Source organism: Mesorhizobium sp. P3_A8, from assembly GCF_056402995.1.
Map to the genome: position 1 here is coordinate 456,254 of NZ_JBFUGI010000004.1, position 20,974 is coordinate 477,227.

The window sequence follows — 20,974 nt, forward strand, 5'->3', positions numbered from 1 at the left end:
GACAGGTTCGGCGCCGAAACCTCAATGTGGCCGGCGGATGCCGAAGCGGGCGAGCTTGCGATGCAGGGTGGCTCGGGAAATGCCGAGATTGTGCGCGGCGGCGGAGACGTTGCCATCGGCGCGCGCGATCGCCCGCTGGATTACTCCGCGCTCCGCCTCTTCGAGTTCCTCCGCGGCCTTGGTGAAATCGCCGAGGATGTCGGCGGCGGGCAGCCCCCTGGCCAGCGCCTGTTGGGTGATGCCAAGGCCCTGTCGCGCCGAGCGTGTCGCACCGACCACCAGATCATCGCCGTCGACCGCAATCAGCGCCCCGGCGCCGCGCTCGGCCGCCGAGGCAAGCAGAATGCGGGCATTGGGAAAAGACAGGCGAAAATTCTCGGCCTCGATGCGGCGGGCGGCATCACCGACCGCCATGGCGATCAGGCCGACAAAGCCTTCGGTCAGATCCGACCGGCACGACGAGACATCGAGCGCGGCAGCCAGATTGCCCTCGTGGTCGTAAATCGGCGCCGTCGTGCAACTGAGCAGCGTGTTGCTCGAAAAGAAGTGCTGGTCACGATGAATGGTCAGCGCACGCTGGTCGGCCAGGCATGTGCCGATGCCGTTGGTGCCCTCGGAGTCCTCACTCCATACTGTCCCGGTCCACAGGCCCCATTCGTCGAAGGTATCGTCATCGGCGGAAGCCCCGCGGCGTTCGACCGGGATACCGTCGCGATCGGCGAGCAGGACGCAACAGCCAATGCCGCCGACAGCGAGATAGAGACGATCAAGGCTCGCATCCGCAGCCCGCAGCAGCTGCTCGACCCGCTGCCGCGCCAACCTGAACTCGCTCTCGGTCAGCCGTCGAGGCGCCTGTCGTTGGCCAGGATCCAGTCCATGCACCGTGAGCGAGCGTCTCCAGGAAGCAACCAACGCCGATCGGGCGGCATCGCTGGTGGCAATGGCGGCCTGGACGATATCGGCATGATGGGCCGGCTGTACGCTCACCTCATCCTCCCAAGGCGCTTCCAACTCAAGCAGCGTTATATCCGCTCAGATATATCCGCTGCATCAGATGTAGAGGACCAGCGCCTGCTGGCGCTATAAGACAATGGTCCAACAGCAATTGAGGACAGTGGCCGGCCGCTCAGGCTAAGCGCACCAGAACGCTGCCAGCGGGGCCGGCAGCGCCTTAGATTTTTCAGCTCAGGTGGTTTCGACCTTTTTCGGCTTGGTCGAGCCGATCATCTTCCAGTTCTTGTAGAACATCGAATTAATGCGCTCGACGCTGACCGAGACAACCGCGAGCATGCCGGCGATAAGCCTGGGAACCGGGGACGGCCTGATGATGTCCATGAACACGCAGTAGCGACGGCCATCATACTCGTTGACCGAGCGATGCAGCAGCGTGTCGTCGAAAATGAACAGCGGATTGTCGTACCAGTAGTTCTTGACGCTGCCGCATTCGACGAAGATTTCCGACTTCACCGGAACCAGATTGTAGAGGATGCGCAGGCTGAGCCGCAGCGGACCGAAATGCCAGGAAGTCGATTCGCGCTTGCTGAAGACCGACACGGCGATGGTCTTGATGTATTTGAAATCCTTGTTGAACTCGGCGACGTTGTCGATCCTGTGCTTGCCATACCACTGGTAGACATACATGCCGCGCCGGCCGGCGCCGAAATTGGCGTCGATATCGGCGATGATCTCGTCCTTGCGCGCCTTGAAGATGTCCAGGACCTCATTGACCTCGCGCTGATAATCCTCCGGAAACTGCTCCAGCTTCCACACGCCGGGGTTCCTGTAGCAGAGCAGATCGACCACCAGATTGAACGGCGACAGCAGCCAGGTGAACAGGCCGTTGCCAAGGAAGTAGCCTGAGAACAGCGACAGATCCTTCCTGTCGTTGCGCAGCACGTCGATCAGGCCGCAGACGATGAAGATCGTCGTCAGAATGGGGATGAAATAGAAGCCAAGGGCGAGAAGCGGGATGGCGATGGCGAATTTACGAAGCGATTTGCGAAGGGTTTTTGTCATTTTTCCACGCGCGGAGCGCGATCCTGTTGCGAATGAGTGTGCCAAATCTCGGCAACGACCACCGCCCGGCCGTGCGCCTTGATAAGGTTTTTTGGGTCGCCGCACAACGCCACGACTTTGTGGCCTGGCAACTGCCTGGTGGATTTTGCCAGACTTGATTCATGCACTGCTGGGGTCAATGCACCGCTGGCAAGCCGAGCTCGTCCCATTTCTCCCTGGCCACGGGATCGCCGACCAGGAACTCAAAGCCGATGACGCTTTCGCCGTCTTGTGCGAGCTGGCATTTGAACTTCAGATTATACCAGTTTCTGCGGCTGCGGAAAGCCGCGCCGTCGGCGGCGATCGTGGTGCCGCGGACCTTCTCCTCGGCCGTTGCGTAAGGCACGACGCGTTCCGGATGAAAGTCCGCGCGCCAACTTCGGATCTGGTCCATGGCCTCGAGATTGCACAATTGCACCATGCGCTCGTCGGAAGCGAAGGTCGCGAGATCGGCGCGCGCCTGCCGGCTGCGCGGATCGGCGAGCGTCTTGGCCGACAGCATTTCGGTCGGCCGAATCATGGCTGGTGCTGAGGGCGATTGAGTTAGAGGGTCATTCGGCGGTGGTGTTGGCGCCGGCGCTCGTGCCGCTGGTGCCGGCGGCGGCGCTTGCACTGGCGGTGGCTTGGTCGACGCCTCGAACTGCTGCGGCGTCAGAATGTCGACCGACACCCGTTCCTCTTCCAACCGCTTCGGCGGCTTCGGCAACGGCATCAAGGCCAGCGTTGCTGCGAGCAGCGTGTGAAGAACAACCGAGGCAGGGATGCCCCATGGCGAGGCCTCGCTTCGAAGCGTGACGACCACCGGGCCGCGCAAACCAGCTACTCCCGCTCTTTGCGCAGCTTTGCCCAATAGTCGAGCCGCTTTCGGATATCGCGCTCGAAACCACGCTCAGGCGGATCATAGAAGGTCTGGCGGCCCATTTTCTCGGGAAAATAGTCCTGGCCCGAAAAGGCGTCCGGCTCATCATGGTCGTAACGATATCCCGCGCCGTAATCCTCTTCCTTCATCAGCTTGGTCGGCGCGTTGAGGATGTGCTTGGGCGGCAGCAGCGAGCCATGCTCCTTGGCAGCGCGCGTGGCGGCCTTGAAGGCGGTGTAGACGGCATTGGATTTGGGTGCGGTGGCGAGATAGACGGTGGCCTCGGCAAAGGCGAGTTCGCCCTCCGGCGAGCCCAGATAGTCGTACGCATCCTTGGCGGCATTGGCGACAACCAGCGCCTGCGGATCGGCAAGGCCGATATCCTCCATCGCCATGCGCACCAGCCGGCGGCCGAGATAGAGCGGATCCTCGCCGGCGTCGAACATGCGCGCGAGATAGTAGAGCGCTGCATCGGGATCTGAGCCGCGCACCGATTTGTGCAGCGCCGAGATCAGATTGTAGTGGCCGTCCTGGCCCTTGTCGTAGATCGGGGCGCGGCGCTGGACGATGCGCTGCAGCCCTTCGGGATCGAATATCTCGCCGGGCTTGGCGGCACGCCAAACTTCCTCGGCCAGCGTCAGCGATGCGCGGCCATCGCCGTCGCTCATGCGGATCAGCATCGTCCGCGCCTCGTCATCGAGCGGCAGCGCCCTGCCCTCCGTCTCCTCCGCCCGCACCATCAGCTTGGCGATGCTCTCCTCACCGAGCGAATGGAAGACCATGACGCGCGCGCGCGACAGCAACGCGGCATTCAGTTCGAAGGACGGGTTCTCGGTTGTGGCGCCGACCAGAACGACCGTGCCATCCTCCATGACGGGGAGGAAGGAATCCTGCTGGGCGCGGTTGAAACGATGGATCTCGTCGACGAAAAGCAGGGTCTGGCGGCCGTTGGCGCGGCGAAGCTTGGCCGTCTCGAAGACTTTCTTCAGGTCTGCGACACCGGAGAACACAGCCGATATCTGCTCGAAGGCAAGACTGGTCTCGCCGGCGAGCAACCTTGCCACCGTGGTCTTGCCGGTGCCAGGCGGGCCCCAGAAGATCATCGAGCCGAGCGAACCGGACCCGATCAGCCGGGTCAACGCGCCATCGGGGCCGGTCAGATGCTCCTGGCCAACGACCTCGCCAAGATTTTTCGGCCGCAGCCTGTCGGCCAGCGGCCGCCCGGGCGGCACCTTTTCCGGTTCGTCAACGCTGAACAGATCGGCCATGCACTTCTTTTGGTTTGGAGCGCGATCCCTTCAGATCGAACTCAGTAACGCAACACCTGGCGCAGTATCTGCCCGCCGCGCTCGACGGTAAAGCGCCACCAGCGCGTATCCTGCTGGGCTACCTGCGCCAGCGTCGCGGCGGTGTCGATGGTTGTGCCGTTGACCTCGCGCACGATATCGCCCGGCTGGAAGCCGAAATCGGCGGCCGGCGAGTCGCGGTTGATGTCGATCACCGTGACGCCCTTGAGGTCGGTGCGCAGGCCAAGCTTCTGGGCAAGCCGCGGCGACAGTTCCGCAACCTTGGCGCCCGAGAACGGACTGCGGCCATGCAGCGTCACTTCCGAGGCTTTTGCACCCTCAGGCGCGCGCTCCAGCGCAATGTCCATGGCCGCTTGCTGGCCCTTGGTCAGGATCGCGAAATTCGCCTTGCTGCCGATCGACAGCGTCGCCATGCGATAGTCCAGCGCCTCGATGCTCTCGACGGGCTTGCCGTTGATCTGCAGCACGACATCGCCCGCCTTCAGCCCAGCCTTGCCCGCCGGTCCGGTCGCTTCGACGGAAGAGACCAGCGCCCCGGTCGGCTTTTCCATGCCGAGCGATTCGGCGATCTGCGGCGTCACCGCTTCGAACTCGGCGCCGATGTAAGGCCGTTCGAAGAAATCCAGACCTGCCTTGGCGGCATCGGCGAAAGCCCGCACCATGTTGGCGGGGATGGCAAAGCCGATGCCGATCGAGCCGCCGCTGCGGCTGTAGATCGCGGTGTTGATGCCGACCAGTTGGCCACCCATGTTGATCAGCGCGCCGCCGGAATTACCGGGATTGATGGCGGCGTCGGTCTGGATGAAATAGCCCGAATCCGAGACGCCGATATGGCTGCGGGCAAGTGCCGAAACGATGCCGCTGGTGGTGGTCTGGCCGACACCGAAGGGGTTGCCAATGGCCAGCACTAGATCGCCGACCTCGAGCGCGTCGGAATCGCCGATGGCGATGACCGGGAACGGTTTGTCGGATTCGATCTTGAGCACGGCAAGGTCGAGCGTCTCGTCCTTGAGCATCACCTTGCTGGTGAATTCCCGGCCGTCGGCGGTCGCCACCTTGACCTCGTCGGCATCCTTGATGACGTGGAAATTGGTGACGATGACACCACTCGGATCGACCAGCACGCCTGAGCCCAGTGAGGACTGCGCGCGCGGCTGGGCGCGGCCGAAAAACTCCTCGAAGAACGGATCGCCTTCAAAAGGCGATGTGACCTTGGCCGTCTGCGAGGCATAGACATTGACCACGGCGGGCGCCGTCTGCTTGACCAGCGGAGCGAACGAGAGCTGCACCTCCTCGCGGCCGAACGGCACGCGCTTGTCGGGACCCGAGGTGGAGTTTTCGCCTTCGACACCATGCAACAGGTCGGTCAGCACATCCGACAGGCCCGGATCGGCAGGCTTTGCGGCGTCTTCGGCCAGCGCCTGCCGGACTGCCGGTGCGGCTGCGAACACCATGAAGGCGCAGAGCAGGACAAAGGACAGTCTTTTGGCGCGCATTCGCGAATCCTCCAAGGCAAGTTCGGGCGCATTGTCCCGACGATTGTGCAAAATGAAAGGCTAAGCCGCTGAAATCCGATTATTTTCGCGCCGGCCGATCGTTTTCTGCATGTGCTCGCACGCGCAGAACATGAAAAAGGGGCCCGCAGGCCCCTTCAATTCATTCTGGAAAACCAAGCCTTATGCGGCTGCGGCGTCCGCTTCGGTGCCTTCGGCTTCGATGCGCGCGCGGTCGCCGGCGCCCTTGGCCGAGGTGTCGCGATCGACGAACTCGATAACGGCCATCGCGGCATTGTCGCCGTGACGGAAGCCCGCCTTCATGATGCGCAGATAGCCGCCATTGCGGTTGGCGTAGCGCGGGGCAATGGTGTCGAACAAACGCTTGACGACGCCTTCATTGCCGATCTGGGCAATGACCTGGCGGCGGGCGTGCAGGTCGCCACGCTTGCCGAGCGTCACCAGCTTCTCGACGATCGGACGCAGGTCCTTGGCCTTCGGCAGAGTGGTGACGATCTGCTCGTGCTCGAGCAGCGACACGGCGAGGTTGGCGAACATCGACTTGCGATGGCTAATGCTTCGGGCGAAGCGGCGGCCTTTGAAACCGTGGCGCATGGCTCTTTTCCTTCTTCAGTTGTTCAAGAGGCCAAGGCCTCTGATGGTTTTCCGCATGACCGTCGGATCGGGCGGCCCACGCCGCCGATCCTTGGAATTCATGCTCAATATTGATCTTCGTAACGCTTGGCGAGGTCTTCGATGTTTTCCGGCGGCCAGTCCGGCACTTCCATGCCGAGGTGCAGGCCCATCGCCGCCAGGACTTCCTTGATCTCGTTCAGCGACTTGCGGCCGAAGTTCGGGGTGCGCAGCATCTCGGCTTCGGTCTTCTGGATGAGATCGCCGATGTAGACGATGTTGTCGTTCTTCAGGCAGTTGGCCGAACGCACCGAAAGCTCGAGTTCGTCGACCTTCTTGAGCAGCGCCGGGTTGAAGGCGAGCTCGGTGACGGCTTCGGCAGCGACTTCCTTCTGCGGCTCGTCGAAGTTGACGAACAGGCCGAGCTGGTCCTGCAGGATGCGGGCGGCAAAAGCCACCGCGTCTTCGCCCGAGATCGAACCGTCGGTCTCGATCGTCATGGTCAGCTTGTCATAGTCGAGAACCTGGCCCTCGCGGGTGTTTTCGACCTTGTAGGAGACCTTCTTGACCGGCGAGTAGAGGCTGTCGACCGGGATCAGGCCGATCGGCGCGTCCTCGGCGCGGTTGCGCTCGGCCGGCACGTAACCCTTGCCGGTGTCGACGGTGAATTCCATACGGATTTCAGCGCCTTCGTCCAGCGTGCAGATGACGTGGTCGGGATTGAGGATCTCGACATCGCCAACCGTCTGGATGTCGCCGGCGAGAACCGCACCCGGGCCCTGCTTGCGAACGACCATGCGCTTGGGGCCGTCGCCTTCCATGCGGATGGCGATTTCCTTGATGTTCAAAACGATGTCGGTCACGTCCTCGCGCACACCGGCGATGGACGAGAATTCATGCAGGACGCCGTCGATCTGCACGGCGGTGACAGCCGCACCGCGCAGCGAAGACAGAAGCACGCGGCGCAGCGCGTTGCCCAGCGTGAGGCCAAAGCCGCGCTCGAGCGGCTCGGCGACCAGCGTGGTCAGAGTCTTCTTCTTCGACGAGAACTCGATCTTGTTCGGCTTGATCAGTTCCTGCCAATTTTTCTGGATCATGATGCTTTCCTTCCGTTGACCCGCCACCATCCAATCGTGGCGGGCGACCTGGAATACCGCGGAGGAACGCCTTTCGGCGTTCGCGCGGCGTTCGGTAATTTCTTAGACGCGGCGCTTCTTGCGCGGGCGGCAGCCATTGTGCGGGATCGGCGTCACATCACGGATCGAGGTGATGGTGAAGCCGGCCGCCTGCAGGGCGCGCAATGCCGATTCACGACCCGAGCCAGGTCCGCAGACCTCGACTTCGAGCATGCGCATGCCGTGTTCCTGGGCCTTCTTGGCAACGTCTTCGGCGGCCATCTGGGCGGCGAACGGGGTCGACTTGCGCGAACCCTTGAAGCCCTGGGCACCGGCCGACGACCAGGCAATCGAATTGCCCTGCGCGTCGGTGATGGTGATCATCGTGTTGTTGAAGGTCGAATTGACGTGGGCAACGCCCGACGAGATATTCTTGCGTTCACGACGGCGAACACGAGCGGCTTCCTTGGCCATGATAGTCCTTTCAGTTGATCTCTACACCGCCGTAATGCCAGCGGCTCCACCTAGGAAAGCGATGAGCGAGTAGGGAATAGCGAATAGGGATCCCTACTCGCTATTGGCTATTGGCTACTCGCCATTCGCTCACTTACTTCTTCTTGCCGGCGATCGACTTGGCCGGACCCTTGCGGGTGCGCGCATTGGTATGCGTGCGCTGGCCGCGAACCGGCAGCGAGCGACGATGACGCAGGCCGCGGTAGCAGCCGAGGTCCATGAGGCGCTTGATGTTCATCGAGACTTCGCGGCGCAGATCGCCTTCGACCTGGTAGTCGCGGTCGATGGTCTCGCGGATCTGCAGCACTTCCGCGTCGGTCAGCTGGTTGACACGGCGCTCGGCCGGGATGCCGACCTTGTCGACGATCTCCTGGGCGAACTTCTTGCCAATGCCGTGAATGTACTGAAGCGCAATGACAACGCGCTTGTTGGTCGGAATGTTGACGCCGGCTATACGAGCCATGTTCTTCTCTTCTCCATGTGGGCCGGTCGACCTTCAAAAACAAGGTACGCCCGGCGCTGTCAAAGTTGCCCCGCGTCCGGTGGAGACCGGCCCTTGCGGGAGTTTCCAGTTCAAAGCGACCGCCTTGCCCTTGCGGACAAGCAAAGTGCGCACCTGATAGGAAGACGGGCCGCCATACCGCAGCGATCCGTCGCCGTCAAGCTTAATCTTTAAATTCCCTTACCGCGCCTTTGCGGCCGCCGCGAGCACGGCTTCGATCTCGGCGGTCACCGCGTCGATACTGGCCATGCCGTCGACCGTCTTGAGCCTGCCCTTGGCGTAATAATAGCCGGTCAGCGGAGCGGTTTTCTTGTAGTACTCGCGCAGGCGCTCTTCGAACACCGTGGGATTGTCGTCCTTGCGCACCGGCTGGCCGGCCGCCTTGGCATCCTCGGCACGCTTGACGATGCGACCGACGAGGGCCCTGTCGTCAACGACCAGTTCGATGACCGTGTCGAGGCTGATGCCACGCTCCGAGAGCATCGATTCAACCGCATCGGCCTGCACCAGCGTACGCGGGTAACCGTCGAGAATGAACCCCCCGGCGCAGTCGGCCTGGTCGATCCGCTCGGCGACGATGGCGTTGACGATGGCATCGGACACCAGCTCACCGGCATCCATCACCGCCTTGGCACGCTTGCCGACTTCGGACCCGGCCTGAACGGCGGCACGCAGCATGTCGCCCGTCGAAAGCTGGGGTATGCCGTATTTGTCTACCAGTCTTTGTGCTTGTGTCCCCTTGCCCGCCCCTGGCGGCCCAAGCAAAATCAACCTCATCTGGCTTTCTTCCCCCCGCGCAGCTTCGACTTCTTGATCAGGCCTTCATACTGGTGCGCGATCAGGTGGCCCTGAATCTGCGCAACCGTATCGAGCGTGACACTGACCACGATCAGAAGCGATGTGCCACCAAGGTAGAATGGTACGCCAGTCGCCGAGATCAGGAACTCCGGCAGCAGGCACACCAGCACCAGATAGATGGCGCCGACGACGGTGATGCGGGTGAGAACGTAATCGATGTAATCGGCGGTGCGCTCGCCCGGACGATAGCCCGGGATGAAGCCCGAATGCTTCTTGAGCTGGTCGGCGGTGTCCTTCGGGTTGAAGACAATCGCTGTGTAGAAGAAGGCGAAAAACACGATCATCGCCGCGTAGAACAGCATATAGAGCGGCTGGCCGTGGCCGAGCGAGGCCAGGATGGTGCTCGCCCATGCGGGCATGTTGGTGGTCTGCGAGAAGCCGGCGATGGTGGCCGGCAGCAGGAGCAGCGACGACGCGAAGATCGGCGGGATGACGCCCGACGTGTTGAGCTTCAGCGGCAGATGCGAGGTATCGCCCTGGAACATACGGTTGCCGACCTGGCGCTTCGGATACTGGATCAGCAGCCGGCGCTGGGCACGCTCGAAGAAGACGATGAGCGCGATGACGACGATGGCGAGAACGATGATCGCCAAGATCAGGCCGGTCGACAGGGCGCCGGTGCGGCCGAGTTCCAGCGTGCCGGAAATGGCATGCGGCAGGCCGGCGACGATGCCGGAGAAGATGATCAGCGAAATGCCGTTGCCGATGCCGCGCGCGGTGATCTGCTCACCAAGCCACATCAGGAACATGGTGCCGCCAACCAGCGTGACGACGGTGGAGATGCGGAAGAACATGCCGGGATCGCTGACGATGCCGTTGCCGTTCTCCAGTCCCACCGAAATGCCGTAGGCCTGCACCAGTGCCAGAAGCACGGTGCCGTAGCGCGTGTACTGGTTGATGACCTTGCGGCCCTGTTCGCCTTCCTTCTTCAGCGCTTCCAGCGACGGGATGACCGAGGTCATCAGCTGCATGATGATGGAGGCGGAGATGTAAGGCATGATGCCGAGCGCAAAGATCGCCATGCGCTGCACGGCGCCGCCGGCGAACATGTTGAACATGCCGAGCACGCCCTTGCTCTGCGAGGAGAAGGCCTGGGCGAAGGCGTCGGGGTTGATGCCGGGAAGCGGGATGTAGGTGCCGAGGCGATAGACGAGCAGCGCGCCAATGGTGAACCAGATGCGTTTCTTCAGGTCCTCCGCCTTGGCGAAGGCCGAGAAATTCAGATTCGAGGCTAATTGTTCAGCAGCCGAAGCCATGCCTGATTCTCCGCTTGGTAACGCTTGATGGCCCGTGAGGTCAGGCGGTGCGTTTCACCGAAGCTCACGAGATAAGCTCCGGGCTGTAAACATGCAAGCGGCCGCGTTGACGCGGCCGCCTAATTGAGCAGATCAAAGCGCAATCGTGAGCAAAAACGGGATCCCATTCTTGCCGATCGCGCTTCAAATTGCCGTTACTCGGCAGCTGCCTTTTCCGGCAACTTGACCGAGCCGCCAGCCTTTTCGATCTTCTCGATCGCGGCCTTGGAGGCGCCGGCGACGTCGAAGGCGAGCTTTGCCTTGATCTCGCCGTCCGAGAGGATGCGAACCCCGTCCTTGACGCGGCGAATGACGCCGGCGGCAACGAGCGATTCAGCCGTCACGGTTGCCTTGGCGTCGAGCTTCTTGGCGTCGATGGCGACCTGGATACGGGCCAGCGACACGACGGTGAAGCTCTTGGCGAAGATGTTGTTGAAGCCACGCTTCGGCAGGCGCCGGTAAAGCGGCATCTGGCCACCCTCGAAGCCGTTGATGGCGACGCCGGAGCGCGCCTTCTGGCCCTTGACGCCGCGACCGGCGGTCTTGCCGGAGCCGGAACCGATGCCGCGGCCGAGACGCTTCTTGGAGTGCGTCGCGCCGTCCTTGTCACGCAGATCGTTGAGTTTCATCTGGGTTTCTCCTGCGCTTTGGCTCAACCCTCGTCCACGACGCGGACGAGATGCTGAACGGCGGCGATCATGCCGCGCACGGAAGGCGTATCTTCCAGCGTGCGCTGCTTGTGCATCTTGTTGAGGCCGAGGCCGACCAGCGTCGCGCGCTGTTCCTTCGGGCGGCGGATCGGCGAACCGATCTGCTCAACGGTGATGGTCTTGGTTGCTTTCTTGGCCATGGTCAAAATCCCTGGTCAGATCGACTATTCTTCAGCCGCAACGGCGGTGCCGCGGCGGGCCTGAAGGGTCGAATACTTGATGCCGCGCGCAGCAGCCACATCCTTGGGATGCATCTGGCTCTTCAGCGCGTCGAAAGTGGCGCGAACCATGTTGTAGGGGTTCGACGAACCCATCGACTTGGCGACCACGTCATGCATGCCGAGCGTCTCGAAGACAGCGCGCATCGGGCCGCCGGCGATGATGCCGGTACCCTGCTTGGCAGCGCGCAGCAGAACGCGTCCAGCACCCCAACGTCCTTCGACGTCATGATGCAGCGTACGACCCGAGCGCAGCGGCACGAAGATCATGTCGCGCTTTGCCGATTCGGTTGCCTTGCGGATGGCTTCCGGCACTTCGCGTGCCTTGCCATGACCGAAGCCGACGCGGCCCTTCTGGTCGCCGACGACGACGAGTGCTGCAAAACCAAAGCGACGGCCGCCCTTGACGACCTTGGCGACGCGGTTGATGTGGACGAGCTTGTCCACCATGCCGTCATCGCGCTCTTCACGCTCGCGGCCGCGGCCGCCTTCCCTACGTTCCTGTGCCATATCCTGTTCCTTGTTTTTTTCCGGAAGCACGGTTGATGATGAGATCCGGCGCCTCTGTGGGTCACCGGGGGCGAAAGTTTTTAGAAGCTCAAGCCGCCTTCGCGTGCAGCCTCGGCCAGCGCCTTGACGCGGCCGTGATAGATGTAGGCGCCGCGATCGAAGACGACTTCCTTGACGCCGGCCTTGGTGGCGCGTTCGGCGATCAGCTTGCCGATCGCAGCAGCGGCCGCGGTGTCGGCGCCGGTCTTGAGCGAACCCTTGAGGTCCTTCTCGAGCGTCGAAGCGGCGGCGATGGTGTGACCCTTGGCGTCGTCGATGACCTGCACATAGATGTTCTTCGACGTGCGGTGAACCGAGAGACGCGGACGCTCGCCGGCGACCTTCTTGATCTGACGGCGGACGCGCTGCGCGCGGCGCTGGATGGACTCTTTGCTAGCCATGATAGTTCCTTGCCTTCAAAAGACGGGGGCCGCCATATGCGGTAGGCGAAAGCGCCTCCCGCGACCGCTCCCCGCGGCGTTGCACTTCCTTGGTTTGGCCCTTTCCGAAAAGTCTGCAACTTTTCGGGGCCAAGCCCACTACTTCTTCTTGCCTTCCTTGCGGACGATCTTCTCGCCAGCGTAACGGACGCCCTTGCCCTTGTAGGGCTCGGGGCCGCGGTATTCGCGGATCTCGGCAGCCACCTGGCCAACCTGCTGCTTGTCGATGCCAGCAATGGTGATCTCGGTCGGCTTCGGCACGGTGATGGTGATGCCGGCCGGCGTCTCGTAGACGACGTCATGGCTAAAGCCAAGTGCCAGCTGCAGGTTCTTGCCCTGAAGTGCCGCACGATAGCCGACGCCGGTGATCTCGAGCTTCTTTTCGAAGCCGTCCTTCACGCCCTGCAGGATGTTGACGATCTGCGTGCGCGACATGCCCCACTTGGAGCGCGCCGTCTTGGTCTGGTCGCGCGGCTGGACAGCGATCTCGCTGCCTTCCATCTTGACCAGGACTTCATCGTTCACCACGAACTTCAGCTCGCCCTTGGGGCCCTTCGCCGTCACGGTCTGGCCGTTGACGGTCGCGGTCACGCCCTGGGGCAGCGAAACGGGTTTCTTTCCAATACGAGACATTTTGTTGTCCTCGTCACTTCTCTTGTTTCAGGTCTCTGTCTTCGGAACGATCCGAAGACCGGATTCCATTTTGCGGTCAGCTGCCAGATCAGAAAATCTGGCAGAGGATCTCGCCGCCGACGTTCTGTTCGCGTGCTTCGTGGTCGGCCATCACGCCCTTCGGCGTCGAAAGGATGGCGATGCCGAGGCCGTTTGCGACGTGCGGGATCGACTTGGCCGAGACGTAAACGCGGCGGCCCGGCTTCGAGACGCGGGCGATTTCGCGCACGACCGGTGCACCGTCGAAATACTTCAGCTCGATTTCGATTTCGGACTTGCCGTTGTCGAAGTCGGTCTGGCTGTAGTCGCGGATATAACCTTCAGCCTTCAGCACGTCGAGGACGCGGGTGCGCAGACGCGAAGCCGGCGTCGAGACACTCGACTTCTTGCGGCCGTAGGCGTTGCGGATGCGGGTCAGCATATCGCCGAGAGGATCGCTCAATGACATGTTATGTCCTCCTTACCAGCTCGACTTGACCAGGCCCGGGATCTGGCCGTTATTGCCGAGATCACGAAGCGCGATGCGCGATACTTTGAGCTTGCGATAGTAGGCACGCGGGCGGCCGGTGACTTCGCAGCGGTTGCGGATGCGGATCTTGGCCGAGTTGCGCGGCATGGCGGCAAGCTTGAGCTGAGCGCGGAAGCGCTCTTCCATCGGCTTGGACTGATCCATGATGATCGCCTTCAGGGCAGCGCGCTTGGGACCGTACTGGTCGGCAAGCTTGCGGCGCCTGTTGTTCTTCTCGACTGAGCTGGTCTTTGCCATTTCAGATTTTTCCTTTTCTCGCTGCCGTTACTGGCGGAAGGGGAAGTTGAAAGCCTTGAGCAATGCCCGGGCTTCGTCGTCCGTCTTCGCAGTCGTACAAACGATGACGTCCATGCCCCAGATCTGATCAACCTTGTCGTAGTTGATCTCCGGGAACACGATGTGCTCCTTGATGCCCATGGCGTAGTTGCCACGGCCATCGAAGCTCTTGGGGTTCAGTCCGCGGAAGTCGCGGACGCGTGGCAGTGCGATGTTCACGAGGCGGTCGAGGAACTCGTACATACGTTCCTTGCGCAGCGTGACCTTGGCGCCGATCGGCATGTTCTCGCGGACCTTGAAGCCAGCGATCGAATTGCGGGCGCGGGTGACGACGGCCTTCTGGCCGGCGATCATCGCCAGGTCTTCGGCCGCAACCGAAGGCTTCTTCGAATCAGCGGTCGCTTCGCCGACGCCCATGTTCAGCACGATCTTGTCGAGGCGCGGAACCTGCATGTCGTTGTCGTAGCCGAACTGCTCCTGCAGCGCCTTGCGGATGGTCTCGTTGTAGACCTGCTTGAGGCGCGGCGTGTTGGTCGCAGTCGCCTGCTTGGTTTGAGACTTAGCCATTGATGACTTCTCCCGAGCGCTTGGCGACGCGCACCTTCTTGCCGTCCTTCTGGAAGATGAAACCGACGCGGGTCGGCTTGCCATCCTTGGGGTCGGCCAGCGCGATGTTCGACAGCTGGATCGGCGCTTCCTTGGTGATGATCCCGCCCTCTTGGGACTGGGACTGCTTCTGGTGACGACGGATCATGTTGACGCCGCGCACCAGCGCGGTGTCGTCCTTCGGCTGAACCGACAGGACTTCGCCCGAACGGCCCTTGTCCTTGCCGGCCAGCACGACGACCTTGTCGCCTTTTCTAATCTTTTGCATTGGTCCGGCTCCTTACAGCACTTCAGGCGCGAGCGAGATGATCTTCATGTGGTTCTTGGCGCGGAGTTCGCGCGGAACCGGTCCGAAGATACGCGTGCCGATCGGCTCTTTCTTGTTGTCGACTAGAACGGCCGCGTTCTTGTCGAAACGGATCACGCTGCCGTCCGGGCGGCGGATGTCCTTGGCCGTGCGAACCACGACCGCCTTCATCACATCGCCCTTCTTAACGCGGCCGCGCGGAATGGCTTCCTTGATCGACACCACGATGATGTCGCCCACGGAAGCGTATTTCCGCTTCGAGCCGCCCAGCACCTTGATGCACATGACACGACGCGCGCCGGAATTATCCGCCACGTCGAGGTTTGTTTGCATCTGAATCATGACTGGCCGCCTTCTTCTTTTCTAACGGGACAGGCTCAAAGCCCCTCCCCGGTCTGTCCAAAATTCGTTTGTTTACGCCTGGTCCGAAGACACGACGATCCAGCGCTTGTCCTTGGAAATCGGCTTCGATTCCTGGATGAACACCTGATCGCCAACCTTGTGGGCGTTGTTCTCGTCGTGCGCCTTGTACTTCTTGGTCATGCGCACGGTCTTCTTCATCACGGGATGCGTGAAGCGCCGTTCGACCTTGACGACAACCGTCTTCTCGTTCTTGTCGCTGACGACGGTGCCCTGCAGAATGCGCTTTGGCATGGTTTTCGTCCTTAAGCCTTCTTAGCCGCGGACTTTTCCGCAGCGATGGTCTTGATGCGCGCAATGTCCTTGCGGACCTGTCTCACGCGCGCGGTCTTCTCAAGCTGGCCGGTGGCCTTCTGGAAGCGCAGGTTGAACTGCTCCTTCTTCAGGCTGGCCAGGTCGTCGGTCAGCTGATCCTGGGTCTTGGTCCGGATGTCTTCGGCTTTCATGATCAGCCCGTCCTATTCTGCGATGCGCTGTACGAAGCGCGTCTTGACCGAGAGCTTGGCCGCGCCGAGACGCAGCGCCTCACGGGCGGTTTCTTCATTGACGCCGTCGATCTCGAACATGATGCGGCCCGGCTTGACGCGCGCCGCCCAATAGTCGACCGCGCCTTTGCCCTTACCCATGCGGACTTCGGTCGGCTTCGAGGTGACCGGCACGTCTGGGAAAATACGGATCCACACGCGGCCGGCACGCTTCATTTCACGAGTGATCGCGCGGCGAGCCGCCTCGATCTCACGCGCGGTGACGCGGTTCGGCTCAAGCGCCTTCAGCCCGAAACCACCGAAATCCAGGTTGGTGCCGCCCTTTGCGGTACCATGGATACGGCCCTTGAACTGCTTGCGGAACTTTGTGCGCTTTGGCTGCAGCATCGTTCTAACTCCAAATTCCTAAATGTCTCAGGCGTTTTCGCGACGACGACCGCGTTCGCGATCACCACCACCGCCATGCGCAGCATCACCCTCGGTCGCGCGACGCTCCGAAGCCATCGGATCGTGCTCGAGGATCTCGCCCTTGAATACCCAGACCTTGACGCCGCAGATACCGTAAGCCGTATGCGCTTCAGCCGTGCCGTAGTCGACATCGGCGCGCAGCGTATGCAGCGGCACGCGGCCTTCACGATACCATTCCATGCGCGCGATCTCGGCGCCGCCAAGACGGCCGGCGCAGTTGATGCGGATGCCTTCGGCACCGAGGCGCATCGCGGACTGAACGGCGCGCTTCATGGCGCGACGGAAAGCGATACGACGCTCGAGCTGCTGAGCGATCGACTGGGCGACCAGGGTCGCGTCGATTTCCGGCTTGCGCACTTCAACGATGTTGAGGTGCGTCTCGGACTTCGTCATCTCCATCAGCTTCTTGCGAAGCTTCTCGATGTCGGCGCCCTTCTTGCCGATGATCAGACCCGGGCGCGCGGCGTGGATGGTGACGCGGCACTTCTTGTGCGGGCGCTCGATCACGACCTTGGAGATCGCAGCCTGCTTGAGTTCCTTCTCAAGATATTTGCGGATCTTGATGTCCTCATGCAGCAGCTTGCCGTACTCGCCGGTGTTCGCGAACCAGCGCGAATCCCAGGTGCGGTTGATGCCGAGGCGAAGACCGATCGGATTGACTTTCTGGCCCATTATGCGGCCTCCCCTTTTTCTTCGACTTCACGAACGACGATCGTGAGGTGCGAGAACGGCTTCTCGATACGGCTGGCGCGACCACGACCGCGGGCATGGAACCGCTTCATGACGATCGACTTGCCGACATAGGCTTCCGCCACGATCAGCGCATCGACATCCAGGTCGTGGTTGTTTTCCGCGTTGGCAATCGCCGATTCCAGCGTCTTCTTGACCGTGCCGGAAATCCGCTTGGCCGAGAATTCGAGGTCGGAAAGCGCTGTCGCGACCTTCTTGCCGCGGATGAGCGCGGCAACGAGGTTCAGCTTCTGCGGGCTGATACGGATCGTGCGCAATACGGCGCGCGCTTCGTTATCAGCAAGCCTGCGCGGAGCTTTGGCCTTGCCCATGATTATTTCCTCTTCGCCTTCTTATCCGCGCCGTGACCGTAATAGGTCCGGGTCGGAGCGAATTCACCGAACTTGTGACCGACCATGTCCTCGTTGACCGCAACGGGAACATGCTTCTGGCCGTTATAGACACCGAAGGTGAAGCCGACGAACTGCGGCAGGATGGTGGAGCGACGGCTCCACATCTTGATCACCTCATTGCGACCACCTTCACGAACCCTGTCCACCTTCTTGAGAAGGTAGCCGTCGATGAAGGGGCCTTTCCAAATAGAACGAGTCACTTGGCGTTACCTCTTCTTAGCTCTTGCGCTGATGGCGCGAGCGCAGGATGAACTTGTCGGTCGCCTTATTGGACCGCGTCTTCTTGCCCTTGGTCGGCTTGCCCCACGGGCTGACCGGATGGCGACCACCGGAGGTGCGGCCTTCGCCGCCGCCGTGCGGGTGGTCAACCGGGTTCATGGTCACGCCGCGATTGTGCGGGCGCTTGCCACGCCAAACAGTGCGGCCGGCCTTGCCGTCGTTGATGTTGCCATGGTCCGGATTGGACACGGCACCGACGGTAGCCATGCAGGAGCCGTGAACGACACGCTGCTCGCCCGAATTGAGGCGCAGGATCGCCATGCCCTGGTCACGACCGACCAGCTGGCCGTAGCCGCCTGCCGAACGAGCGACCTGGGCGCCCTTGCCCGGCTTCAGCTCAATGTTGTGGACGATGGTGCCGACCGGCATCGAGGCCAGCGGCATCGCGTTGCCCGGCTTCACGTCAACCGATTCGCCGGCCACGATCTTGTCGCCGGGAGCCAGACGCTGCGGAGCAATGATGTAGGACAGCTCGCCATCATCATACTTGATCAGCGCGATGAAGGCGGTGCGGTTCGGATCATACTCGATACGCTCGACCGTGCCGACAACGTCGAACTTGCGACGCTTGAAGTCGATGATGCGGTACGAACGCTTGTGACCACCACCGATGAAGCGTGCGGTGATACGACCGTGATTGTTGCGGCCGCCCGACTTGGTCAGGCCCTCGGTCAAACCCTTGACGGGCTTGCCCTTGTAGAGGCCCGAGCGGTCGACGATGACCAGCTGGCGGGTGCTCGGCGTTACCGGGTTGAATTTTTTCAGTGCCATTGTTCTGTCCTCGCGGCCTTGCTCAGAGACCCGTCGCGACGTCGATCGACTGGCCATCGGCCAGTGTCACAATCGCCTTCTTGACGTCGCTCTGGCGGCCAACCGTGCCACGGAAGCGCTTGATCTTGCCCTTGCGGACAAGCGTGTTCACGGCCATCACCTTGACGCCAAACAGCGCTTCGACGGCGGCCTTGATTTCCGGCTTCGACGCCTTCTTGGCGACGTTGAAGACGACCTGGTTGTTCTCGGAGGCCATGGTCGACTTTTCGGTGATCGCCGGCGAGACGATCACGTCGTAATGACGAAGGTCGGTCATTTAAAGCGCTCCTCGAGAGCCTCGACGGCGGCCTTCGAAAGGACCAGCGTGCCGCGGCGCAGAATGTCGTAGACGTTGATGCCCTGGATGGGCAGCACGTCGATGTTGGGGATGTTGGTGGCTGCCAGCTTGAAGTTCTTGTCAAGCTCGGCGCCGCCAATCAACAGGGCGTTGGTCAGGCCCAGCGTCGCGAAATTCGCGATCAGCGCCTTCGTCTTGGCTTCGGTCAGCTTCAGCTCGTCGATGATGATGATCGACGCGCTCTTGGCCTTGGCCGAGAGAGCATGCTTGAGGCCAAGCGCACGAACCTTCTTGGGGAGTTCATGCTCATGGCTGCGAACGACCGGGCCGTGGGCCTTGCCGCCGCCGCGGAACTGCGGAGCGCGTGCCGAGTGGTGACGGGCGCGGCCCGTACCCTTCTGCTTGTACATCTTGGCGCCGGTACGCGCGATTTCGGCGCGGCCCTTGGCCTTGTGCGTGCCCTGCTGCTTCTTGGCAAGCTGCCAGCGCACGACGCGCTGCAGGATGTCCTCGCGCGGATCAAGGCCGAAAATCTCCTCGGAGAGTTCCACCTTGCCGGCGTCTTTACCGCCGAGCGTTGTGATCTTGAGATCCATTATTCTGCTCCCTCTGCGGCCGGAGCCTCGTTCTTGGCAACGGCGCGGATCGCGGCAGGCTTCGGCGCATTGGCCGGCAGTGCCACCTTGGCCGCATCGCGGACCAGGATCCAGGCGCCCTTCGATCCGGGAACCGCACCGCGGATCAGGATCAGGCCGCGATCGGCGTCGGTCGAAACGATCTCGACATTCTGTGTGGTGACGCGGGTGTCGCCCATGTGGCCAGCCATATGCTTGCCCTTGAACACCTTGCCCGGGTCCTGGCGCTGGCCGGTCGAACCGTGCGTACGGTGCGAGACCGAGTTACCGTGCGTCGCGCGGCCACCACCCATGTGGTGGCGCTTGATGACGCCCTGGAAGCCCTTACCGATCGTCGTGCCCGTCACATCGACCTTCTGGCCGGCGACGAAGTGCTCGACGGTAATCTCGGCGCCGACATCGATCATGTTGTCGGCGGAGACGCGGAACTCGGCGACCTTCGCCTTCGGCTCGACGGAAGCGGTCGCGAAATGGCCGCGCATCGCCTTCGACGTGTTCTTCACCTTGGCGAGGCCAACGCCGAGCTGAACGGCGGTGTAGCCATTCTTCTCCTGCGTGCGCTGCGCCACGACCTGGCAGTTCTCCATCTGGAGAACTGTGACGGGAACATGTTCCCCGGCATCGTTGTAGATGCGGGTCATTCCCACCTTCTTTGCAATCACACCTGAACGCATCGGTTCAATTCCTTTAGAGTTCCGGGCCAGGGGCACCGCCCCTTACCGCGCTCTCATTCCCTTAGAGCTTGATCTCGACGTCGACGCCGGCGGCCAGATCGAGCTTCATCAAAGCATCGACGGTCTGCGGGGTCGGATCGACGATGTCGAGCAGACGCTTGTGCGTGCGCATCTCGAACTGCTCGCGGCTCTTCTTGTCGACGTGAGGCGACCGGTTGACCGTAAACTTTTCGATCCGCGTCGGCAGCGGAATGGGGCCGCGGACGTTGGCACCGGTGCGCTTGGCCGTCGACACGATTTCCTTCGTCGAGGCGTCGAGCACGCGGTGATCAAACGCCTTCAGGCGGATGCGGATATTCTGTCCGTTCATGCGTCACTTCCTTGTTCTGGCGCGGCGCGGGCAACTTCCGCGCCCGCGACAGATCGGTTTAAGTCCAAATTACTCTTTGATGGTGACGACGATGCCGGCACCGACGGTGCGGCCGCCTTCACGGATGGCGAAGCGCAGCTTCTCTTCCATGGCGATCGGCACGATCAGCTCGACATCGACCGTGATGTTGTCGCCGGGCATAACCATCTCGGTGCCTTCCGGCAGCGACACGATGCCGGTCACGTCCGTCGTGCGGAAGTAGAACTGCGGACGATAGTTGGTGAAGAACGGCGTGTGACGGCCACCTTCGTCCTTGGTCAGGATGTAGGCTTCGGCCACGAACTTCTTGTGCGGCTTCACCGTACCGGGCTTGGCCAGAACCTGGCCGCGCTCGACACCTTCACGATCAACGCCACGCAGCAGCGCGCCGATGTTGTCGCCGGCCTGGCCCTGATC

General features: G+C 62.0%; 33 protein-coding genes. All 33 read right to left on the bottom strand.

The genetic code is table 11. The annotated features are described in order from the left end of the window. Positions 1–21: 21 nt before the first annotated feature. Entirely contained in the window at positions 22–987 is a 966-nt protein-coding gene (locus AC1DX4_RS12965; RefSeq protein WP_477220683.1) for a helix-turn-helix domain-containing protein, read from the bottom strand. 198 nt (positions 988–1,185) lie between these two features. Then, a complete protein-coding gene (locus AC1DX4_RS12970) occupies positions 1,186–2,016 on the bottom strand; it encodes an aspartyl/asparaginyl beta-hydroxylase domain-containing protein (RefSeq protein WP_477220684.1) in 831 nt (276 codons plus the stop codon). Positions 2,017–2,191: 175 nt separating this feature from the next. Next, complete coding sequence (locus AC1DX4_RS12975) at positions 2,192–2,869, bottom strand: DUF930 domain-containing protein (protein ID WP_477220685.1); 678 nt, start codon at positions 2,867–2,869, stop codon at positions 2,192–2,194. A 5-nt stretch (positions 2,870–2,874) separates the two neighbouring features. Next, a complete protein-coding gene (locus tag AC1DX4_RS12980) occupies positions 2,875–4,182 on the bottom strand; it encodes a replication-associated recombination protein A (RefSeq protein ID WP_477220686.1) in 1,308 nt (435 codons plus the stop codon). A 41-nt stretch (positions 4,183–4,223) separates the two neighbouring features. Then, on the bottom strand, positions 4,224–5,717 hold the full coding sequence (locus AC1DX4_RS12985; RefSeq protein ID WP_477220687.1) for a DegQ family serine endoprotease: 1,494 nt from the start codon (positions 5,715–5,717) through the stop codon (positions 4,224–4,226). Between the two features lie 180 nt (positions 5,718–5,897). Next, entirely contained in the window at positions 5,898–6,329 is a 432-nt protein-coding gene (gene rplQ / locus AC1DX4_RS12990) for a 50S ribosomal protein L17 (protein WP_258583909.1), read from the bottom strand. 104 nt (positions 6,330–6,433) lie between these two features. Beyond that, positions 6,434–7,444: a DNA-directed RNA polymerase subunit alpha gene (locus tag AC1DX4_RS12995; protein WP_006205443.1), complete on the bottom strand. Its 1,011-nt coding sequence runs from the start codon at positions 7,442–7,444 to the stop codon at positions 6,434–6,436. Positions 7,445–7,546: 102 nt separating this feature from the next. Then, the gene (gene rpsK, locus AC1DX4_RS13000; RefSeq protein WP_006205444.1) at positions 7,547–7,936 is read right to left on the bottom strand and encodes a 30S ribosomal protein S11; all 390 of its coding nucleotides are present in this window, start codon (positions 7,934–7,936) and stop codon (positions 7,547–7,549) included. A 133-nt stretch (positions 7,937–8,069) separates the two neighbouring features. Continuing rightward, entirely contained in the window at positions 8,070–8,438 is a 369-nt protein-coding gene (rpsM, locus tag AC1DX4_RS13005; RefSeq protein WP_006205445.1) for a 30S ribosomal protein S13, read from the bottom strand. 219 nt (positions 8,439–8,657) lie between these two features. Then, the gene (locus AC1DX4_RS13010) at positions 8,658–9,254 is read right to left on the bottom strand and encodes an adenylate kinase (protein ID WP_477220688.1); all 597 of its coding nucleotides are present in this window, start codon (positions 9,252–9,254) and stop codon (positions 8,658–8,660) included. After that, positions 9,251–10,591 (bottom strand): preprotein translocase subunit SecY, encoded by a 1,341-nt coding sequence (gene secY, locus AC1DX4_RS13015; protein ID WP_202354515.1) that lies wholly within the window; start codon positions 10,589–10,591, stop codon positions 9,251–9,253. Before secY ends, AC1DX4_RS13010 begins: the two co-directional genes overlap by 4 nt. Positions 10,592–10,785: 194 nt before the next feature. After that, positions 10,786–11,259 (bottom strand): 50S ribosomal protein L15, encoded by a 474-nt coding sequence (gene rplO, locus AC1DX4_RS13020; protein ID WP_027044981.1) that lies wholly within the window; start codon positions 11,257–11,259, stop codon positions 10,786–10,788. A 23-nt stretch (positions 11,260–11,282) separates the two neighbouring features. Further along, on the bottom strand, positions 11,283–11,480 hold the full coding sequence (rpmD, locus tag AC1DX4_RS13025) for a 50S ribosomal protein L30 (RefSeq protein WP_006205449.1): 198 nt from the start codon (positions 11,478–11,480) through the stop codon (positions 11,283–11,285). A 24-nt stretch (positions 11,481–11,504) separates the two neighbouring features. After that, entirely contained in the window at positions 11,505–12,068 is a 564-nt protein-coding gene (gene rpsE / locus AC1DX4_RS13030) for a 30S ribosomal protein S5 (RefSeq protein ID WP_032933400.1), read from the bottom strand. A gap of 80 nt (positions 12,069–12,148) precedes the next feature. Further along, positions 12,149–12,508, bottom strand: coding sequence for a 50S ribosomal protein L18 (gene rplR, locus AC1DX4_RS13035; RefSeq protein WP_172229138.1), 360 nt, complete (start codon positions 12,506–12,508; stop codon positions 12,149–12,151). Between the two features lie 138 nt (positions 12,509–12,646). Further along, positions 12,647–13,180, bottom strand: a complete 534-nt coding sequence (gene rplF / locus AC1DX4_RS13040; protein WP_258583915.1) for a 50S ribosomal protein L6 — start codon at positions 13,178–13,180, stop codon at positions 12,647–12,649. A gap of 88 nt (positions 13,181–13,268) precedes the next feature. Then, positions 13,269–13,667, bottom strand: coding sequence for a 30S ribosomal protein S8 (gene rpsH / locus AC1DX4_RS13045; RefSeq protein ID WP_006205453.1), 399 nt, complete (start codon positions 13,665–13,667; stop codon positions 13,269–13,271). Positions 13,668–13,679: 12 nt separating this feature from the next. Further along, a complete protein-coding gene (gene rpsN, locus AC1DX4_RS13050) occupies positions 13,680–13,985 on the bottom strand; it encodes a 30S ribosomal protein S14 (RefSeq protein WP_013895695.1) in 306 nt (101 codons plus the stop codon). 27 nt (positions 13,986–14,012) lie between these two features. Next, complete coding sequence (gene rplE / locus AC1DX4_RS13055) at positions 14,013–14,591, bottom strand: 50S ribosomal protein L5 (protein ID WP_172229140.1); 579 nt, start codon at positions 14,589–14,591, stop codon at positions 14,013–14,015. After that, positions 14,584–14,898, bottom strand: a complete 315-nt coding sequence (gene rplX / locus AC1DX4_RS13060; protein WP_006205456.1) for a 50S ribosomal protein L24 — start codon at positions 14,896–14,898, stop codon at positions 14,584–14,586. Before rplX ends, rplE begins: the two co-directional genes overlap by 8 nt. 12 nt (positions 14,899–14,910) lie before the next feature. Further along, a complete protein-coding gene (rplN, locus tag AC1DX4_RS13065; protein ID WP_006205457.1) occupies positions 14,911–15,279 on the bottom strand; it encodes a 50S ribosomal protein L14 in 369 nt (122 codons plus the stop codon). 72 nt (positions 15,280–15,351) lie between these two features. Then, complete coding sequence (rpsQ, locus tag AC1DX4_RS13070) at positions 15,352–15,591, bottom strand: 30S ribosomal protein S17 (RefSeq protein ID WP_010909280.1); 240 nt, start codon at positions 15,589–15,591, stop codon at positions 15,352–15,354. An 11-nt stretch (positions 15,592–15,602) separates the two neighbouring features. Beyond that, positions 15,603–15,803, bottom strand: a complete 201-nt coding sequence (gene rpmC / locus AC1DX4_RS13075) for a 50S ribosomal protein L29 (RefSeq protein WP_006205459.1) — start codon at positions 15,801–15,803, stop codon at positions 15,603–15,605. 12 nt (positions 15,804–15,815) lie between these two features. Further along, entirely contained in the window at positions 15,816–16,229 is a 414-nt protein-coding gene (gene rplP / locus AC1DX4_RS13080; RefSeq protein ID WP_013531427.1) for a 50S ribosomal protein L16, read from the bottom strand. Between the two features lie 27 nt (positions 16,230–16,256). Beyond that, on the bottom strand, positions 16,257–16,982 hold the full coding sequence (rpsC, locus tag AC1DX4_RS13085) for a 30S ribosomal protein S3 (RefSeq protein ID WP_023672753.1): 726 nt from the start codon (positions 16,980–16,982) through the stop codon (positions 16,257–16,259). Then, on the bottom strand, positions 16,982–17,371 hold the full coding sequence (gene rplV / locus AC1DX4_RS13090) for a 50S ribosomal protein L22 (RefSeq protein WP_006205462.1): 390 nt from the start codon (positions 17,369–17,371) through the stop codon (positions 16,982–16,984). The genes rpsC and rplV overlap by 1 nt, the downstream gene beginning before the upstream one ends. Positions 17,372–17,373: 2 nt before the next feature. Beyond that, positions 17,374–17,652: a 30S ribosomal protein S19 gene (gene rpsS / locus AC1DX4_RS13095; RefSeq protein WP_477220689.1), complete on the bottom strand. Its 279-nt coding sequence runs from the start codon at positions 17,650–17,652 to the stop codon at positions 17,374–17,376. 16 nt (positions 17,653–17,668) lie between these two features. Further along, the gene (gene rplB / locus AC1DX4_RS13100; protein ID WP_172229142.1) at positions 17,669–18,502 is read right to left on the bottom strand and encodes a 50S ribosomal protein L2; all 834 of its coding nucleotides are present in this window, start codon (positions 18,500–18,502) and stop codon (positions 17,669–17,671) included. Between the two features lie 22 nt (positions 18,503–18,524). Continuing rightward, positions 18,525–18,818, bottom strand: a complete 294-nt coding sequence (locus AC1DX4_RS13105) for a 50S ribosomal protein L23 (RefSeq protein ID WP_027028839.1) — start codon at positions 18,816–18,818, stop codon at positions 18,525–18,527. Then, complete coding sequence (gene rplD, locus AC1DX4_RS13110) at positions 18,815–19,435, bottom strand: 50S ribosomal protein L4 (RefSeq protein ID WP_027057017.1); 621 nt, start codon at positions 19,433–19,435, stop codon at positions 18,815–18,817. Before rplD ends, AC1DX4_RS13105 begins: the two co-directional genes overlap by 4 nt. Next, positions 19,435–20,148, bottom strand: a complete 714-nt coding sequence (gene rplC, locus AC1DX4_RS13115; RefSeq protein ID WP_112395064.1) for a 50S ribosomal protein L3 — start codon at positions 20,146–20,148, stop codon at positions 19,435–19,437. Before rplC ends, rplD begins: the two co-directional genes overlap by 1 nt. A 61-nt stretch (positions 20,149–20,209) precedes the next feature. Then, positions 20,210–20,518, bottom strand: coding sequence for a 30S ribosomal protein S10 (gene rpsJ, locus AC1DX4_RS13120; protein WP_010909272.1), 309 nt, complete (start codon positions 20,516–20,518; stop codon positions 20,210–20,212). 69 nt (positions 20,519–20,587) lie between these two features. Next, positions 20,588–20,974, bottom strand: a 387-nt coding sequence (locus AC1DX4_RS13125) for an EF-Tu C-terminal domain-related protein (RefSeq protein ID WP_477220690.1), incomplete at its 5' end; no start/stop codon positions are given.